This window comes from Fervidicola ferrireducens, assembly GCF_001562425.1.
Taxonomy (GTDB): Bacteria; Bacillota; Thermosediminibacteria; order Thermosediminibacterales; family Thermosediminibacteraceae; genus Fervidicola; species Fervidicola ferrireducens.
This window is the reverse complement of the sequence record NZ_LOED01000027.1, coordinates 1-18,127: the sequence shown is the minus strand read 5'-3', so window position 1 is coordinate 18,127 and position 18,127 is coordinate 1. Positions and strand designations below refer to the sequence as shown.

Genomic DNA, 18,127 nt, shown 5'->3' with positions numbered 1-18,127 from the left:
AAACTCTAGAATCTTAGTTATAAGTTTAGCTTATAGCAATATAAATTTTATTAATTTTACATCTGAACATACTTATTGTATTTTAGTAATAGAGAAAGTGATATCCTTCACTTTGAGAAAGGAGGTGTAAAAGTGGAGCAACAGGCTCAAACTTCTTTAAAATCAAAGTTGCAAAGCATTAAATCAAAACCCGCAGCTAAAAAGAAAAATCAAATCGGATACGGTATTGTTCTTCTAGCATTAATTATAGCATTTGGAGTTTTTTTGGCCAACATAAAAACAATGCTCGCTATTAGGTGGATGATAGGGATAGCTCTGGGCTTCGTTTTACAGCGTTCAAGATTCTGTTTTACCGCAGCCACCAGAGACCCATTCTTGACCGGGAGTACTTCCCTGCTCAGGGCGGTTATCGTAGCAATTCTCGTAGCGCTGATAGGTTTTTCTGCAATACAGTACAGCGCTTTTTCGGCCGGAAAACCCGTCCCCGGCAATATAAGCCCTGTTGGTATCCACACGCTGTTAGGCGGGATCATATTCGGCATCGGTGCAGTCATTGCTGGTGGATGTGCTTCCGGAACTCTTATGCGAGTCGGCGAAGCCTATATGATGAATCTTCTCGCACTCGTTTTTTTCATAATCGGTTCAGCCTTCGGCGCGTATCATTTTGGCTGGTGGAAAGCAAATGTCATAAAAAACTCACCGGCTGTGTTTTTGCCAGATGTCCTGGGTTGGCCATTAGCATTCTTCGGCTCCATCCTGGCACTATTCGGCCTTTACTACCTAGCTCTGTGGTGGGATTATAGGAAGGCCGAATAAAAAAGATGCGATTTAAAATCCATTGAGATTATAAATCAACGAAAGGGGTATCGAACATGGCAGAAGTTCATCTTGATTGCTTGGGTGAGGCTTGTCCTGTCCCACTTATAAAAACCCAAAACAAATTAAAGGAGTTAAATGTAGGAGATATACTGATAGTCGAAATAGACCACAGCTGTGCTATGAAGAACGTTCCCGAATGGGCAAGAAAAGAAGGCTACCCAGTGGAAATCGAGGAAATCGAAGAAGGTCATTGGTACATCTACATTGAAAAAACAAAATAAGGGGGGTCGTTGTGAGTAAATTTAAGGAAGAATCCGAAAAGTTGAAGAGAGCCTTATTAAAGGACCCTTTCCCCTACTGGCTGGGTGCAATATTTCTTGGATTATTGAATATAGTTATATTCATATTGACGAATCACGGCTGGGGTGTAACCACTTCCATTGCTCACTGGGGGGCATGGCTGGCAAAGGCTCTCGGCGCTTCCCCTGAAAAGTGGGCCTTTTATCAAAGCGAAGCAAACGCAAAAGCCCTATCGGGAGGATTTTTGCAGGACGGTGGCTCTATTCAAAATCTGGGTATTATTGTCGGAGCTTTACTCGCTGTTTTACTCGCTTCCCAGTTCAGAGTTAAAAAGATTAAAAGTTACAAGCAGGTTATAGCCGCAATTTTAGGCGGGCTCATGATGGGTTATGGCGCAAGGCTCTCCTACGGTTGAAACATTGGGGCACTTTTTAGCGGCACGGCTTCGATGTCGCTTCACGGTTGGATTTTCTTCCTAGCCATGTTCATCGGCGCCTATCTGGGCTCAAAACTTCTCGTCAAGTATTTCCTTACTTGATTTTCGGCGGGGGTTACCCCCGCCGAGCTCATGAGCAGAAAAAATTTCTCACAAGGAGGAGCTGCAATGCCGAAAAATATTGAATATTATGACGTTGTAGTCATCGGCGGTGGACCCGCCGGCATGACAGCTGCTATTTACTGTGGAAGAGCAAGATTAAAAACAATTTTATTGGAAAAAAACTTACTTGGAGGCCTTGCCACCTATACAAATGAAATAGAAAACTATCCTGGATTCCCTGAAGGAAGCACCGGCAACGACTTAATGAAGCTTTTCGAAAGACAAGTTAAAAAATTCGGCGTGAAGATAAAGTACGCGGATGTAACGGGTGTAGAGTTAGAAAGTGAGACGAAAGTCGTAAAAACATTCAGAACTGATTATCATGCAAAGGTAGTTATCATCGCAACCGGCGGAAAGCCCCGACTTACTGGTGCAAAAAACGAAGAGAAATTTCTTTTCGGCAAAGGCATTTCTTTCTGTGCCACTTGCGATGCTGCTTACTACACCGGCAAAGACGTACTGGTTGTGGGTAGCGGAGATGCTGCCATTGAGGAATCTATATTTTTGAGCAGGTTTGCAAATAAAATATATATTTCCGTAATTCACGATGTTGGAATAATGGATGCAAATAAAGTGGCTCAGGAAGCCGCTTTAAAAAACGAAAAATTACATTTTATTTGGAACACAATGGTAGATGAGTTTGTGGGAGACGACAAATTGGAAACTGTAATTTTACGGAACGTAAAGACTAACGAAAAAATTCCCGTAAAGGTGGATGGTTGCTTCTTGTTTATCGGGTATGTACCAAATACAGATATCTTTAAAGGTATACTCGACATGACCGAAAGAGGATATATAATAACAAATGAGAAGATGGAAACTAACATTCCCGGAGTATTCGCGTGCGGAGATGTCAGAGAAAAAATTTTAAGGCAAGTTGCAACTTCTGTCGGAGACGGGGCTATTGCAGGCTTTATGGCCGAAAAATACATCGCAGAAACTGAAACTTTTGAAAAGGAATTTAAAGGGGTAAAAGGACCTCAGCTAGTTTTTTGTTACGATCCTACCGATGCTTTGTCACGGGACAAAATGACCATAATTGAAGAGTACGGCAACCATCATCCCGAAATAAAATTAAACAAGATCGACGTTTATAAAGGGAAGGGACTTGCGCAAAGGTTGGGTATAAAAGGTGAACCTTGTTTAGTTCTTTTATTTGATGGGGAAATAAAAGAAATAATCCCTCTTGTGGAAATTACAAAAAATTCCTTAGAAGAAAAAGTAAGAACATTAATACCAAGTTAAAAGCCCGGTTGTCCGGGCTATTTTTCTTTCTCAAGCTTTTCCAAAAATGCTATAATTATCGACTTTAACAAAGCTGCAGCGGGAACCGCCAAAATTAATCCCCACAATCCGAAAAAAGTTCCGCCAACCAATAACGAAAAAATAACTGTTACCGGATGCAAACCCAGATTTTCCCCCATTATATGTGGAGATATTATTCCGCTTTCTAGTTGCTGGATCAAGGCAAAAACAATCACTATCCAAAATATCTTGCCTGGATATTTAAGGAGGGCTATAGCTATAGCCGGCATTGCCCCGATAATCGGCCCGAAATAGGGGATGATATTGGTTATTGCCGAAAGAATTCCTATTAAAAGCGCATAATCTATCCCCAATAAATAAAGCGCAGCGCTGGTCAATATCCCAACAATAAAACTTACGGTAAGCTGTCCCCTTATATAGCGCCCTAAAGCGGAGTCTATTTTCCTCATCCAACGGAAAAGACCATCACGATAGGCGGACGGAACGTACATTGCCATACTTTTTTTAAGCTCGTCCAAATCTTTCAGAAGGTAAAATCCGATTATCGGACCAAGTATAAAGCTGAATAAACCTGAAAAAAGCCCCGGCAATCTATTGGTTAAATTCTGCAAAACACTCATTAACCTGTTTTCCAGTTGAATTATATTCCTATCTATAACCTCCTGCATTCCAATCGGCAGATTATCCCTGTATCCTTTTTTAAAAGTGTTGAAAAAGCTTTGTACTTGTTTAGCATAAAAGGGGATGCTCTCTATCAATTTATTTAACTCCGATATTATTACTGGAATTACGCAAAACATCGCAACCGCTACTGAACAAATTAGAATGAAATATATCAATGCAACTGCCACTTTTCTTTTAAAACCTTTATTTGTCAAATAGACCACTATAGGGTTGAGGATGTAAGCAGTAAGCACTCCAATACTACACGGAAGCAATACATTGTAGATTTTTCCCCTTACTTTATATATAAGGACAGCCAACAAGCTTAACGCAATAAATAAAAAAAGCCGGCATAAAAAATTCCGGTCAATACTATATTTTACATGCATTTAGTCATCACTCTTTTTCACCAACTCGCTTTATTAACAATGTGCCTTTCTTTTTTAATCCTCGTGAAATCCTATAAAGTTTTTTCCCGGCTCGCAACGCCGATGAAGGTCCTAAGATGACCGTTATCAAGGTGCCTGCCAAAAAACCTGCAAAAAGCCCCCCAAAAAACCCAGGTCTCATTATAAAAGCACTACCTCCCTTTCACTGCTTCGTTTTCCCCGTAAGGTAATAGAGTTCCATCATCCGCCAGTTCATAAATCGTCACTTTATTGTGGTTTACGGAAAACTCTACGTAACAATCCCAGCAATAATACTGATTGTTACCAACCTTACCGGTAGAATTTCCACCGCACAGAGGGCAATTCAATTCTTCCACCTTCTTAAAATTGTAATACCTTTTATATTTTCTCCAAAACTTGCAAAAAATACACCTTTTTTATTCCAAATGAGCCGTTTCGTTAACCTTAATTATGAAAGAACCATCGCTACATACATCACCGCTGTCGTCCAAGTTTACTACGGTAATCGAAGCATTGCTTATTTTGAATTTCCAAAAATGTTTGATATCCAAGTCCAAAATGCTCATCAAAACTGCCCTTATCGGACCGGCATGAGTAACAACCAAAATGTCCTCGTTTTTGTGTTCTTTGGCAGTTTTCCTCAAGAATCCCACTACCCTTTGGGTTAATTCTCTCAAATTTTCGCCCTCCGGCGGTCTTATTTCACCCGGGTCATTTAACCACATAGGAAACTCTACAGGGTATTTTTTTTGTAATTCTTCATACGAATGTCCTTCCCATTTACCGAAATTGAGCTCCCTCAGTTCCTTTATACAAATTACGTCAAGGCCGCGTGGACTTGCAATCGCAAGTGCCGTCTCATAGGCCCTTTTAAGGTCGCTAGAATAAACGGCACTAAATTTTTCTCGCTCCAGGGCTTTTGCAAGTTTTTTGGCCTGTTTCCTCCCTTTTTCGCTAAGAGGGATATCCTTTTGACCTTGATATAAAAAATTTCTATTCCATAGCGTTTCACCATGTCTGACTAAAAATATCCTCGCCAAGGCTCTTTCCCCTTTCAAAGTTTCCCTAAGATGAAAAAGATATAAAGGGCTGCAATTTCGGAGAATTCATTGACCGCACCATAGGTATCTCCCGTCATGCCTCCAATTTTCTTTGATATGTATACCGAAAACAAAAGGCCGGATATAAAACTTAGAATAGCCAAAATTATCCCGTTAAATTCCCCTGCTGCAAAAGCCAATATTAAACAAAAAATTGTGGAGAAAACAAGCTGAAAAGGAGATTTGTTCTGATTGAACACTTTACCAAGTCCTTTTTCCCTGATGTAAGGGAAAAGGACGACAGACCAGGTCATAACCCATCGCGAAATCACCGGAAATATAAAAAGCAGTTTCGGCCTGAACCAAAGGGGCACAGAAACCAAAGCGGAATACTTTAATAAAAAAAGGGCAACAACCCCCATTACTCCGAAAGCACCCAGCCGACTGTCCTTCATCACTTCGAGCTTTCCGTTTTTTTCTTTCCCGCAAAAAAGTCCATCCATCGTATCCGCAAAACCGTCTATATGTAAACCACCCGTAATCACCGCTTCAACAACCACTATCAAGCACGCCAGTGCCGGAGCCGGAAGGTAATTTTGCAAAATAGTATCAACCAAAGCCAAAACAATCCCGATAACGGCTCCTACTACCGGAAAGTAGGGTAAAGAACGGATTATGTCTTTCTCTTCAAATTTTAAATGAGGCAACGGAATCCTCGTCAAAAACAAAAGAGCAATGTAAAAGCCCATTATTTCACACCCTCGCTATTATTAAAATCAAGATAAATTCACCCGCAATTAGTCCCAGTATTGCAGTATATATGCTAAGTTTTACCGAAAGTTTTATGTCCTCCGGGTCTATATCCCTCTTTTTTTCACCCATATAAGGGCAAAAATTTAGTTGGCCCGAATAAGAATTCCATCCCCCGAGGCGAATGCCGAGAGCTCCGGCAACGGCCGCCTCAGGAATCCCCGCATTGGGACTTTTATGCTTTCCAGCATCTTTCAGCATAGTCCTTAAAGCGTTTTTGCCGTCGAGCTTCAGAAAAAAAGATGCCGCTACAATTAAAATACCACCCAACCGTGCCGGAACGTAATTCAAAATATCATCCATTTTTGCCGAAAACCATCCGAAGTTTATGTATTTTTCGTTTCTGTAGCCTACCATCGAATCTAGAGTGCTCGCGGCTTTAAAAGCCAGGGCAAGGGGCGCTCCACCAATAAATGCGTAAAACAGAGGTGATATAATTCCGTCGACGGTATTCTCTGCTACCGTCTCAACCGTCGCCCTGCATATCTCTTCCAAAGGAAGCTTATCGGTGTCCCTGCCTACAATACCTCCGAGCCGAACCCTTGCATTTTTCATGTTGCCTGCTTTTAACTCTGCCAGTATTGCAAGAGCTTCTTCAGCTAAATTTTTTGTGGCAATTGATGTATATACCAGCCATACCGACAATGTAAATCCCAACCAATAATTAATTTCATAACATGCTCCTATTATTGCTGAGGTCATGAAATACACCGTGGGAACAGTTAAAATCCATAGAATAATTCCCGCCACTTTAAGCCCTATAGGGGTCTTAAAAATGCCGTAAAGAATCCTTTCCAAAAAAGTTATTAGTTTCCCAATGAGAACTACAGGATGAGTGGGGCGAACAGGGTCACCCAGCAGCAGGTCCAAAACGAAGGCTAAAAAAATTACTATCGCCTGAGTAGATTCTATCATTCTATTTATCCACCTTCTCGCTCAACGCCCGGATTAAAATTTCGTTTGCCCTTCTATCTTTAACCGCCACCCTAAAATATGTATCGTCCAAGAAAGCAAAATCGCTGCACGTCCTTATCAATATTCCCTTCTTGAGAAGTTCCCGCGCAAGAAAACTCGCTTTAAAATTCCCTGTTATTTTAACCAGAATAAAATTTGCCGCTGGTTTGAATGGCTTAAAGAAATTGAATTCTTTTAAATTCCGCCATAAAAAATCCTTTTCCCTAAAAATGTACTCCCTGGTCTTTTTTATATAGTCCTCATCCTTGAGAACTTCTTTCCCAACGGCAGCTGCAAACGTATTTACATTCCATGGATCTTTGAGTTTTTCAATCTTATCGATTAATTCCTCGCCTGCAATTGCAAATCCTATTCGCAAGCCGGGTAAAGCAAAAAATTTCGTCAATGAACGTAATACTATAAAATTGGGATTTTTAATGACATCTTTGCTCAAACTCTCGTGTTCACCTATGAAATCTATGAAAGCCTCATCCAGAAGCAGAAAAGCACCTTTTCTTTTCGTTTCCTCCATAAGTGTTTTGATGATTTCTTTTTTTACAAGGTTCCCCGTAGGATTATTGGGATTACAGATTATCACCAATGCCCCGGAGGATATTTTTTTTATTACCGATTCCACAAAAGCGTTGTCCCACACGAATTCATTTTTCGTCATGTCCAAAAGGTCCAGCTCGATTCCTCTATTTTTTGCTGCCAGAGCATATTCGGTAAATGTAGGTGAAGGTATTATGACCTTTGAAGGCCTTAAGGTTTCAAGAACGAGATTAATGAGTTCCACGGACCCGTTCCCCGGAAGTACGTTTTCTTCGCCCACACCGTAGTAAGAGGCAGCCGCTTTTCTGAGCTCCCGCTGCTTTGGGTCGGGGTAATAAATTATGCTGTCGATATTTTTCTTTATAATTTCTCTCACCGAATCGGGAAATCCAAGGGGATTTATGTTCGCGCTAAAATCCAACAGGTCTTTATGACTAATCCCGATTTCCCTAATAGCCTCGTAGATATTACCGCCGTGAAATCTTGTTTCCATAAATATCACCGCCTGCTTACAAGACTAGCGGACCTCTATTTTCTATTTCCGTCCTGATTATCCTGTATTCTTTTCCGTAATGTTTCATTATGGTTCTCAACCCTTCGAAGAAGTTTTTGTCCGGGGTGAAGTTTCTTTCGAAGAATATACCGACCGCCGAGCCGCTGTGAGCGATGTTGACCCCAAAAGCGCCGCACTTTTTGCTCAGAGCTATCGCATCTTCCAAAAAGGGCTTATGCAATATCTCCTGGTGGGCTACAGCGCTTTTAACCATGGCCTCTCCAAGCAGTCTAAAATCCTTTTTCGCGAAAGCCTGTCTGACCAGATATAGGGCTTCCTCTACTGCCGGTTCCTTTTTTCTATTTAACTGCTCGAGGTCTTTTCTGCTGTTAAACGTTATCGTATCTACTTCCTCCTCAGGAACAATTATATAAACGTTCATCGGGGGGAGCTGCCCAAGACTTTCTCTCCATGTCCCCCGAAGGTGGTCGAAAATCACGCATCCCTTGTACATCACGCCATCGCTCGGTTCTATAGACAAAGCTATATCTGCCACAAGGTCCGGCGATATATTCTTGTTTATAGCTTTGGCAGCGGCAAAACAAGCTGCCACAATATCGGCAGTACTTGAAGAAAGACCCTTTCCAACAGGTATTTGAGATATGATGCGCAGGCTAAAATCTGTTTCATAAAACCCCCAAAAATCCAGGAGCTTCCTTACGGCATACCAAGTTTTTCTTTGTTCTACCGACACGTTTTTTTGATTTGCGGCAAACTCGCCTTCTTGCCTTTCGATCAACTTAATTTGCACCGTCGAATAAAGGGCAACGGGACAGGTTATAAGAAAGTTTTTTCCATTTATCATCCCCTGTACTATCTCACCGCAGCTTGCAGGACACCGAGCTTCCCCAATCAAATTTCTCACTCCTGAACCGCCTTTACTTAATCTTTATGGGTATGCCTGAAACCATAAAATACACCTCATCGGAGGTTGCAGCTATTATCTGATTTACTTCTCCGAGCAGGTCTCTATAAAACCTCCCTAGAGGATATTCCGGCACCAACCCCAACCCCACCTCGTTCGAGACTATGATAACCTTTTGTTTTAAACTTTTTGCTAATTTTAACATATTTTCGACTTCGTCAATGTATGCTTTTCTTAAATATTCCCTCTCCGTTTCATCTTCCACATCAACAGAACAAACCCAATTGGATGTTAGCAAGGCCATGCAATCGATAAGGATAGCATCGTATTCATCGTAATTATTTCCATCTTCTTTTATATGTTTTAAGACCTTCGATAAAAATTTATGTTCCTCGAAAGTTTTCCATGTTGAAGGTCTCCTTTTTCTGTGAATCGAAATGCGATGGTTCATCTCCTCATCTAAGGCCTGGGCTGTTGCTATGTATATTACTTTTTCCCCCATCTCTCCTGCTTTTTTCTCTGCAAAGCGACTTTTCCCGCTGCGGGCTCCACCCGTGACAAAAATTATCTCCACTGTATTTCATCTCCCGATTCAGTTTCAAAGTCTGAAGTCTTTTTTGCTCTTTCTCAGCAAAAGATACAGGAAAAACGGGCCACCGAAAAGCGCCGTAAGTATACCTACCGGCAACTCTGTAGGGGCTATGACGATTCTCGACACCGTATCGGCCAGCATAAGATAAAGTCCTCCTGCTAAAGCCGACATGGGATACAGTTTCCTGTGGTCAGGGCCAACCACCATCCTCATTACATGGGGTATTATAAGCCCCACGAAACCTATTACTCCGCTCACCGAAACTGCAGAAGCAGTCAAAAGCGATGCCGCAGCTAGACTTATTTTTTTCAGTAATTCTATATCTACCCCGGTAAAAAAAGCCGTATTCTCGCCCAATTGAAAAATATTCAATGCCCGAAGGTTGCATATTCCGACCAAAAAGCCTATGGCTCCGTAAGGTAGGTTCATGTATACTTCTTTCCACCCCTGCGATGAAAAGCTTCCCAAAAGCCAAAAATAGATTTGATGCAGCTTTTGGTCGCTAAAATACATTAAAAATGACACCAGAGCCGATATGAAGCTGCTTACCGCTATCCCCGACAGCAAGAGAGTGTTGGAATTTGTCCTGCCGGCAATACCCGCAACCATGTAAACAATTATTACAGTCATGAGAGAGCCCAAAAAGGCAAACAGGGGTATGGGCCCCAATCCCATAATACTTACTCCAGAAAATAACAAAATAGCCAGGGCCGCTCCCAGAGACGCACCGGATGATGCGCCGATAATGTAAGGATCGGCAAGGGGATTGCGGAAAATTCCCTGATAGATTACTCCCGCTGCCGAAAGTTCAGCTCCAACAAGGAAGGTCAAAATTATCCTAGGAAGCCTCAATTTTAAAATTATAACTTCATGGGATTGTGACCACATAGGAGCCAATTTATTTTGCAAAACCGGAATTCTGCTAAGTATAATTTTTAAAATCTCTGAGGGTGGGACACTGACTGCCCCTACCCCCAGCGAAAAGAAACTTCCGACTAACGTTAGAGCCAGCAAAAGTAGGTATATTTTCACAACCCTTTTTTTTGCGTCCATCCGATAACCCTCGTTAATCCTTAAAAATTTCCGGGTGAATTATTTTTGCGAACTGTTCAAGCCCATCCACCAATCTGGGAGTGGGCCTTTGTATTATATTTTCATCGACGTAATATACTTTGCCTTCCTTTATAGCTTTTATATTTTCCCAGCCCGGACGTTTGATTATATCTTCCTTCGTCTGATTGCTGCTCCCGTGATGGGAGAAAATTATTATGTCCGGATTTTTTTCTATGATCATCTCCTGACTGTATTCGGGATACGGCTTTGCCGCGTCGGATGCGACGTTGATACCTCCCGCCTTTTCGATGAGGTCATGGACGAAGGTACCAGGTCCTGCGGAAGTGATAGGTGACGGCCATAGTTCGTAAAACACTTTCGGCCTTTTGTCCTCCGGTATTGAAGAAACTTTTTCTTCGATGACTTTAACCCTGGATTTCAGACTAGCCACAAGCTCTTCAGCCTGCTCTTCTCTATTTGTAACTTTTCCAACTAACAACAGTGCGTCAAAGACCTCATCTATATTTTTCGGATTTAACACCAAGACAGGGATTTGCAACTCTTCCAGCTTTCTCACCGGTTGCTCGTGCATGCTCGTTGCCAAAACTAAATCCGGTTTTAACGATAAAACTTTTTCTATATTGGGATCTGCAAACCCGCCTATCTTTTCCTTTTGTTTTGCCTCCTCAGGGTAATCGCAATAATCGGTGACGCCTACAACTTTATCGCCGAGTCCCAGGGCAAATAGGATCTCGGTATTGCTGGGAGCAAGAGATATTATGCGCTCGGGTTCTTTCTCGATTACTACCTCTCTGCCCATCTGATCCTTTACCGTCAATGGATATGTATTGCTGGAGCTCTCGTTGGTATCGGTTTTGGAATTCGACTTGCAGGATGCCAAAGTTATAGCAATTGCTATTGTTAGGATAACAACGAGCATTTTGTAAAGGGAGAATTTCCTTTTCACAATCTTACCCCCCGTATTTTGATTTACTTAAAAAATAATCCCGGCCTTTCAGAGCCGGGAAAAATTCTTCTAAAACGCAGTACTCCCCCTTTCCTCCGAAGGCTTCGTACTAGAAAACCAACAGGCAGGTCTCCTGGCTTCCGGTTCATCTTCCCTGCGCCTTCCCAGGACTTTTCATCCCAGTGGCCTAGCAGTTCATCCCCGGTTACAGTGGCGGGACCGCTCAGGACTTTCACCTGATTCCCTTTTAAACCCTAAGGGTACCTGTTGGCAGTTATTCATTTTCCTTAAATTATTATACTTCAAAAACAGATACTCTCCAAGTTATTTAATTTCCTCTAAAACTTTATTTAACATTTCCTTTATTTCAGCGGGGCTTTCCATTTCCAAAGCTTTATCCGCGATTTGCTTGGCTTGCTCGAAGGTTAAAGATCTAATAACCTTTTTGACCTGCGAAATGGAAGTGGCACTCATAGAAAATTCGTCAAGACCCATCCCCAGAAGTATTGGGGCAGCAAGCGGATCGCCCGCCATTTCCCCGCACATGCCCGTCCATTTCCCCGCCCTGTGGGAGGCGTCGATTACGTTCTTTATCAACCTCAACACCGCTGGATGGAAGGGCTCATACAGGTTTGCGATTTTCTCGTTCATCCTGTCTACCGCCAGTGTATACTGGATGAGGTCATTGGTGCCAATACTGAAGAAATCAACTTCCTTTGCGAGGATGTCGGCAGTTATCGCAGCCGATGGAATTTCCACCATTATACCTACTTCCAAGTTTTCGTCAAAAGGTATACCTTCCCGCCTTAGTTCGTCTTTTGCTTCTTCCAAAATCGTGTTTGCTCTTCTTAATTCGGATAAGCTGGAAATCATCGGATACATTATCTTAATATTTCCGTAGTGGCTGGCCCTCAGAATAGCCCGCAATTGAACCTTAAAAAGTTCTGGATTGTCAAGGCACATTCTAATCGCCCGCCAGCCCAGGAACGGATTTAGCTCTTCGGGCATTTCGAGAAAAGGCAGCTTTTTATCCCCACCGATGTCAAGAGTCCTAATTATTACAGGCCTTGGATTCATAGCTTCTGCTACTTGTTTGTAAGCTTGAAATTGTTCCTCTTCGTCGGGGAGGGTTTCCCTGTCCATGTAAAGAAATTCAGTCCGGTAAAGACCTATACCTTCGGCGCCGTGCTCAAGCGCCCCTTTCACATCTTTTGGCGTCCCGATATTGGCTGCCAATTCTACACGCCTTTTGCCGTCTTTTGTTTCAGCGGGAAGATCTTTCAATTTTTTCAATTCTTCCTTATACCTTTGATACTCGAGTTTTAATTCGTTGTATTGTCGCAAAGTATCCTCACTTGGATTCACTAAGACTATACCCTTATTTCCATCGACTATGACGGTATCTCCTTCTGAGACTTCATTAGAAATGCTGCCCAATCCCACTACCGCCGGGATTTCCAAGGACCGGGCCATTATTGCCGTGTGAGAGGTCCTGCCTCCCATATCGGTGGCAAAGGCCTTTACTTTTTCCTTATCCATCTGCGCGGTATCCGAAGGAGTCAAATCCCTTGCAATGACGATGACTTCTTCGGCCAAATCTGCCAGGGATTGAATCGGGATACCAAGCACATTCTTTATTAGTCTTTCACTTACATCTTTTATATCGGCTGCCCTTTCCTTGAGGTACTCGTCTTCCATACTATTGAACATATCAACGTATTTTTTCGCCACCTGACTTATGGCGTTTTCCGCAGTTATTCGCTCACTTTTTATTTTTTCCCTTATCTCATCCATAAACATAGGGTCATCTAAAACCATGATGTGGGCGTCGAAAATCTGAGCCTTGTCTTTTCCAAGCTCACGCTCGGCCTTCTCTCTAATTTTTATCAGCTGCTCCCTGGACTTTGCAATACCTTCTTCCAAACGTTTTATTTCACCGACAATTTTCTCTTCAGCAATATTAGCCGTCTCTATCTTAATTTCGACTTCTTTTAGCACAAAAGCTTTTCCTATTTCGATGCCCGGCGAAGCCGCAATACCCTGATACATCATATCCCTGGTCATCTAAACTGTATAAAACTGTATAAAAATACAGTTTAGACGGCTGGGCTATTTATAGTCCGCCCTTTCAGAGAGTGCTCATTCCCAGCAGGCGGTATTTAAGCACTCCCATAGCCCCTGCCCCAAGAAGCAGGAACTCGCGCCCTTATCCAGGTCTCCCCACTTGCCCTGAATGTAATACTCCCTTCAGGACAGAGATGTCTCTTAAAACTTTCCCAGGGGAGAGTGGCGTTACCACCGCTACCTTGAGAACTCGCCAGAGTTTATAGCTTTCGCTACAGGCATTAACACTTGTTCCATCCAGAGGTATTAGTGCCTCCCCCGGCTCACTCCCAAGGCTTTTTATCAGTTTTATCGCTTCGTCTATTTCTTTTAGTTGCCTTTTCTTTAGTTGTTTGTTCTTAACCGTCCTCTTTACGTGCTCTTTTAATTCTTCCAGTTCGTCGGCATCTAATTCTTTTAGAATTGCCATATACCCTTCGGGAATTTGCTCTTTTAATCCAAGCCCCCTTCTTGCTATGACATACGCTGCTGCCACGTCCTTGCTTATCATATACTGCGGTGCATACTTCAGCATCCCTATCACTGATGTGTAGGCAGGATTGACCTCTATGACTTGTATACCCTTACGCTGTGCTAAAATCTTAACTTTATCCAGAAGCGACTTGTAGCTAAAACCATGCCTTATCCGCCTCGATTTCCTTCCTGAAAAGTCCCCTCTTTTTCCTTTGTCTCTTATATCCAATCTCTCGATTGCTAGCGCTTTTCCCTTTTCTTCCGCTAGCCCCACTACCTCATGGACATACTGCCATCTGTAATATTCTCTTTTATCTGAACTGCCGCTTGTAAGTTCAGGCATCGGTATCTTCCCGTAACTTACAAGCTGTCCATTACCATCAGCTTCAACCCATGCTATGTGATTCGGATATGCGTTGACGTCTATGCCTATAACCCCATTTTCTTTTGTTACCACAACTTCTGGAAAGTTTTCTTCAATCGTAAAGTAAGCATATACCTTCCCGTTTTTGAGCTTTAGCTCGACGGAATAGGCTTCTCCACAAGTGCTGATTGCCTCAAGCAATTCCTCTCGGCTCTTTCCTTTTTTCCATCCCGCTTGTATCCTTGCATATGCATACTTTCTTTCACCTACGTTGATTCTAAGTACTGCACCATTTTCATCTATATCGATTCTCGTATTCAGATTTCCTTTCTTGCTCTTGTCTCCTCTAGAGTAGAGATTGCCTTTCCTTCTTTCTTGCCACTCTTGTTGCAGCTTCTTATATGCTTTTCCATTTATGTGCCGTTTCTTTAAATTTTCAAACAAACTCCTGCCACCGAAAATCACTTTGCTTGGATTTTCTCCTCTTTCTTTACAGGATTCGAGAACGCTTTTTGCCTTCATTATCGCATCATCTACATACCTCGAATTTAAATTGAAAATCCATTGAAGTTCTCTTTTGAGTTCATTTCTGCTTTTACCTTCTAAAAGCCTGTTATATGCGAATCTTGCGCAGGATGACCATCTTCTCATAATGTCTAATACTTCCCGCTTATCTTCGGTGCTTTGGAAAATCAACTTTGCCTGAATTGTTAACATGCCTTTTCGCCCCTCATTGTCGGTTACTACCGCTACAAAGTCTCTTGCTAATGTCGTATATATCTTCTATTTTTGCACATTTAATAACATCAATCGTCACCTAATCGAAATTATAATCTTTTGCATTACTATCTTCAATTGTTGTAACCCTCCGTTAATCCTTTTTTAATATATCTTCCACTTCTTTTACAATTCTGTAAGGTTTGGTAATAATCCTAATCGGCAGAGAAAGTAGAAATTTCGTTATGTCCTTTTCTAACTCTTTAGTCATTCGATAAGGTTTTGTTATGATCCTTTCGATGAATTCAGCTGCATAATTTTCTAAGAGCTTTTCCCTATTTATCTCAATTTCGCTCCCACACTCCTCGCATTTTATGCTTTTCAAGATTTTCCCGACATAGGTCACCACGTGTGGCGTATCCTTATTGCAATGAAGGCAAAAAAGTTCGGCCTTCATTTTGGAGTTCATAAGGCAACACCTTTCTTTAATCAAAAAAATGGACTTTTTTTTACTATACCTCGAAAATTAAAAAATATCAAGCCGATTCCCTCAGCCTATCAACTTTTCTTGCATCCTCCGTAGTTGTAAAATGAGTGAACTTTCATCTAGCTTTACAGAATCATAAGTTATTATCTGCCCTTTTTTCACATCTCGCGTCATAACCACATTCTCATTTACTAGTCCTATCGGTAATGCATTCTCCTTTTTAGCATTTTCGTAAGTATCAATTATACCATAAACCGTAAAACCGCCTATGCCATCAAGGTGCTCTCCAGCTTTTAAATCTTTCTTTGCCACTGCTATGGTCTCGGATACCGGAGCACCCTTAGGTACTATTGTAGGCTCCCTGTAAATGTACGCCCTGGCGATCGAAAGGGGCGTTTCAATGCTTGTCAGGTGGTAAGGACGATAAAGTACATAGTTGGGGCCTTCACCCATGGAAAGATAAGCCAATTCTTCTTTAATAGTTTCTAAATGAGTCGTAACAATTGCGAAAACTCCCGGTGCAACACCGTTGACGTATTCCACCACCTGATACCTGTCTAAAATTCCTCCCTCCTCTTTTAATCTGAATATTTTTGTCAATTCTTTAACGCCCGCACTGGGTCCTATTAACCCCCTCCTGGTGGGCATAAAACCGGTTGCATTGGAAACAGCGGTTAGTTCCACCATAGTTTTAGTTCCGTCTTTGAAAGACGCCAGCATTTTGGGGCTCATGTTCTTCTTGATAGCTTCTTCCATAACCGAATCGGGGTTAGCTTCCAAATCAAGGGGGTTATTTTTGCCCTTGCCCAACACCAATACCTCAAATCCCAGGGCATCTGCAAAATCATATAATTCTTTTATAGCGCCCGGTTCATCCCCGGCAGATACAGTATATACCACCCCCGCACTATCTGCCATCTTTTTTAAAATTGGGCCTACCGTTACATCCGTTTCAACATTTAACATCACTATATCTTTGCCATTATAAATCGATTCTAATGCAATTTGCGCGCCAACCTCGGGCACTCCGGTAGCATCCACCACGACATCGATCGGTATAGCCCGCGTAACGGTACTGAAATCTTCCGTTATTACATACCTTCCCCTTGCTATCCCTTCTTCAACTTCCGCAGGCGTTCTTGCCGGAAATATATCGTCTTCGGATACCCCCGCCAATATGTAAGCCCTTTTAGCTTCTTCTAAATCCCTATCGCAGACAGCCGCCATTTTAATGCCTTTCATGCAAAAAATCTGGCTCACAAGTCCCCGCCCCATCTGGCCAGCGCCTATTAATCCCACATTGATCTTTTTCCCGCTGGCCTCCAGTTCCCTAAGTTTGGTATTCAAATTGAGCATATGGTCTTCTCCCTTCCGCCATCATCTTCCTCTTTCTATATGTTAACATTTTTGTCCAACTTCCATCAATCGTCTATAAAAAATCATTAAACTTTCAATAATTCGTGTCTATATTGCACAATATATTAACGCCGAAAAAATAAGCGGAGGTAGGTTTTCAATGGCAAAAAAAGATAAAAACAAAAAAGGAAAAATCATCGGAAAGGATGAAGTATCGCGCGAGCTGGCTGTTAGAAAAGAAGACCTTGACAGAATCCGGGGGATGAGAAAAGTAGTGGACCCCGAACGGGGGCCCGAAAATAAGAAAAGCCCGCATTCGTAAAGAATACGGGCTTATTTTTCATGCAGCGTCACTTCTTCGGCACTTTTTTCCAATCCTCGAGGAAGCGCTGGATGCCTATATCGGTCAAGGGGTGTTTTACCATCTGCTCCAGAACTTTATAGGGCACGGTGGCTATATCAGCTCCTGCTTTCGCAGCGTTGACCACGTCCATTGGCGTCCTGATACTTGCAGCTATAACTTTCGTCTTTATATCATGCAGCGTAAAAATATCGACAATATCCGAAACCAGAGCTATACCATCCTGGCTTATATCGGTAAACCTTCCGATAAAAGGACTCACGTAAGTTGCACCGGCTTGTGCTGCCAAAAGAGCCTGACTTGGTGAGAAAATAAGGGTAACATTGGTTTTAACGCCATTTTTATTCAATTCTTTTACAGCCTTCAATCCTTCCCATGTCATCGGAATTTTTATTACTATGTTTGGATGCCACGAAGCTATTTCCATAGCTTCTTTTACCATACCCTGGGCATCGAGGCTGACAACTTCCGCGCTAATCGGCCCATCTACGATTTTTGTTATCTCCAAAATCGTCTCTTTAAAATCCCTTCCCTCTTTTGCAATCAGGGTTGGATTGGTTGTAACGCCCGAGATAACTCCCAATGCCGCAGCTTCGCGTATTTCGTTGACGTTGGCCGTGTCCAGGAACAGTTTCATACTTTTAATACCTGGTTCAAAAAACTTGACTGTTTTTATCTCCAGCCAAGTCGGCCCCCAGACCAGGTTTTCGCCTCCTTTCCGGATATTTTGATTTGCCCTCCGAGGGGCAGGGCGACAGGGGGCCTCGGCCCGGGACTCCCACCCGGAGCGCTCGCGGAACGGTTATTTCCGCTCCCTTACCCC

The 18,127-nt window shown here is 42.4% G+C and carries 19 protein-coding genes, 1 pseudogene and 1 riboswitch; of the genes and pseudogenes, 5 read left to right on the top strand and 15 right to left on the bottom strand.

Annotation, left to right across the window (positions count from 1 at the left end):
• The first annotated feature begins 168 nt into the window (after window positions 1–168).
• The 4 genes and pseudogenes from AN618_RS09525 to AN618_RS09510 all read left to right on the top strand — a co-directional run bounded on the left by AN618_RS09525 (window position 169) and on the right by AN618_RS09510 (window position 2,962).
• A complete protein-coding gene (locus tag AN618_RS09525) occupies window positions 169–816 on the top strand; it encodes a YeeE/YedE thiosulfate transporter family protein (protein ID WP_066354363.1) in 648 nt (215 codons plus the stop codon).
• A gap of 56 nt (window positions 817–872) precedes the next feature.
• A complete protein-coding gene (locus AN618_RS09520) occupies window positions 873–1,100 on the top strand; it encodes a sulfurtransferase TusA family protein (RefSeq protein WP_066354337.1) in 228 nt (75 codons plus the stop codon).
• An 11-nt stretch (window positions 1,101–1,111) separates the two neighbouring features.
• A pseudogene (locus AN618_RS09515) lies at window positions 1,112–1,657 on the top strand (YeeE/YedE thiosulfate transporter family protein).
• 66 nt (window positions 1,658–1,723) lie between these two features.
• Window positions 1,724–2,962: an FAD-dependent oxidoreductase gene (locus AN618_RS09510; protein WP_066354334.1), complete on the top strand. Its 1,239-nt coding sequence runs from the start codon at window positions 1,724–1,726 to the stop codon at window positions 2,960–2,962.
• 17 nt (window positions 2,963–2,979) lie between these two features.
• Here the strand turns inward: AN618_RS09510 and AN618_RS09505 are convergent, their stop codons facing one another.
• The 14 genes from AN618_RS09505 to AN618_RS09445 all read right to left on the bottom strand — a co-directional run bounded on the left by AN618_RS09505 (window position 2,980) and on the right by AN618_RS09445 (window position 16,943).
• The gene (locus tag AN618_RS09505; protein ID WP_066354332.1) at window positions 2,980–4,035 is read right to left on the bottom strand and encodes an AI-2E family transporter; all 1,056 of its coding nucleotides are present in this window, start codon (window positions 4,033–4,035) and stop codon (window positions 2,980–2,982) included.
• 191 nt (window positions 4,036–4,226) lie between these two features.
• On the bottom strand, window positions 4,227–4,412 hold the full coding sequence (locus AN618_RS13150) for a hypothetical protein (RefSeq protein ID WP_157081704.1): 186 nt from the start codon (window positions 4,410–4,412) through the stop codon (window positions 4,227–4,229).
• A 60-nt stretch (window positions 4,413–4,472) separates the two neighbouring features.
• Entirely contained in the window at window positions 4,473–5,096 is a 624-nt protein-coding gene (cobC, locus tag AN618_RS09500; RefSeq protein ID WP_066354331.1) for an alpha-ribazole phosphatase, read from the bottom strand.
• A gap of 14 nt (window positions 5,097–5,110) precedes the next feature.
• Window positions 5,111–5,845: an adenosylcobinamide-GDP ribazoletransferase gene (gene cobS / locus AN618_RS09495; RefSeq protein ID WP_066354329.1), complete on the bottom strand. Its 735-nt coding sequence runs from the start codon at window positions 5,843–5,845 to the stop codon at window positions 5,111–5,113.
• Between the two features lie 4 nt (window positions 5,846–5,849).
• Window positions 5,850–6,821 (bottom strand): adenosylcobinamide-phosphate synthase CbiB, encoded by a 972-nt coding sequence (gene cbiB, locus AN618_RS09490; protein WP_066354327.1) that lies wholly within the window; start codon window positions 6,819–6,821, stop codon window positions 5,850–5,852.
• Between the two features lies 1 nt (window position 6,822).
• A complete protein-coding gene (cobD, locus tag AN618_RS09485) occupies window positions 6,823–7,905 on the bottom strand; it encodes a threonine-phosphate decarboxylase CobD (RefSeq protein WP_066354326.1) in 1,083 nt (360 codons plus the stop codon).
• Between the two features lie 16 nt (window positions 7,906–7,921).
• Window positions 7,922–8,830, bottom strand: a complete 909-nt coding sequence (locus AN618_RS09480) for a GHMP family kinase ATP-binding protein (protein WP_245628472.1) — start codon at window positions 8,828–8,830, stop codon at window positions 7,922–7,924.
• A gap of 13 nt (window positions 8,831–8,843) precedes the next feature.
• Entirely contained in the window at window positions 8,844–9,404 is a 561-nt protein-coding gene (cobU, locus tag AN618_RS09475; protein ID WP_066354325.1) for a bifunctional adenosylcobinamide kinase/adenosylcobinamide-phosphate guanylyltransferase, read from the bottom strand.
• A 24-nt stretch (window positions 9,405–9,428) separates the two neighbouring features.
• Window positions 9,429–10,475 carry a FecCD family ABC transporter permease gene (locus AN618_RS09470; RefSeq protein WP_066354323.1) on the bottom strand — a complete coding sequence of 349 codons (1,047 nt, stop codon included), beginning with the start codon at window positions 10,473–10,475 and terminating at the stop codon, window positions 9,429–9,431.
• A gap of 13 nt (window positions 10,476–10,488) precedes the next feature.
• Complete coding sequence (locus tag AN618_RS09465) at window positions 10,489–11,442, bottom strand: ABC transporter substrate-binding protein (protein WP_187694916.1); 954 nt, start codon at window positions 11,440–11,442, stop codon at window positions 10,489–10,491.
• 106 nt (window positions 11,443–11,548) lie between these two features.
• Window positions 11,549–11,725: riboswitch (cobalamin riboswitch) on the bottom strand.
• Between the two features lie 41 nt (window positions 11,726–11,766).
• On the bottom strand, window positions 11,767–13,491 hold the full coding sequence (gene ptsP, locus AN618_RS09460) for a phosphoenolpyruvate--protein phosphotransferase (protein WP_066354321.1): 1,725 nt from the start codon (window positions 13,489–13,491) through the stop codon (window positions 11,767–11,769).
• Between the two features lie 157 nt (window positions 13,492–13,648).
• Window positions 13,649–15,100 (bottom strand): IS200/IS605 family accessory protein TnpB-related protein, encoded by a 1,452-nt coding sequence (locus AN618_RS09455; protein WP_066354319.1) that lies wholly within the window; start codon window positions 15,098–15,100, stop codon window positions 13,649–13,651.
• 154 nt (window positions 15,101–15,254) lie between these two features.
• On the bottom strand, window positions 15,255–15,569 hold the full coding sequence (locus AN618_RS09450) for a bh protein (protein ID WP_066354317.1): 315 nt from the start codon (window positions 15,567–15,569) through the stop codon (window positions 15,255–15,257).
• Window positions 15,570–15,650: 81 nt separating this feature from the next.
• Window positions 15,651–16,943 carry an NAD(P)H-dependent oxidoreductase gene (locus tag AN618_RS09445; protein WP_066354316.1) on the bottom strand — a complete coding sequence of 431 codons (1,293 nt, stop codon included), beginning with the start codon at window positions 16,941–16,943 and terminating at the stop codon, window positions 15,651–15,653.
• 160 nt (window positions 16,944–17,103) lie between these two features.
• Between AN618_RS09445 and AN618_RS13145 the strand changes: the two genes are divergently transcribed.
• A complete protein-coding gene (locus AN618_RS13145) occupies window positions 17,104–17,265 on the top strand; it encodes a hypothetical protein (protein ID WP_157081703.1) in 162 nt (53 codons plus the stop codon).
• A 28-nt stretch (window positions 17,266–17,293) separates the two neighbouring features.
• On the opposite strand, the gene fsa is transcribed toward AN618_RS13145, so the two are convergent.
• Window positions 17,294–17,941, bottom strand: a complete 648-nt coding sequence (gene fsa / locus AN618_RS09440; protein WP_066354314.1) for a fructose-6-phosphate aldolase — start codon at window positions 17,939–17,941, stop codon at window positions 17,294–17,296.
• Between the last annotated feature and the right edge of the window lie 186 nt (window positions 17,942–18,127).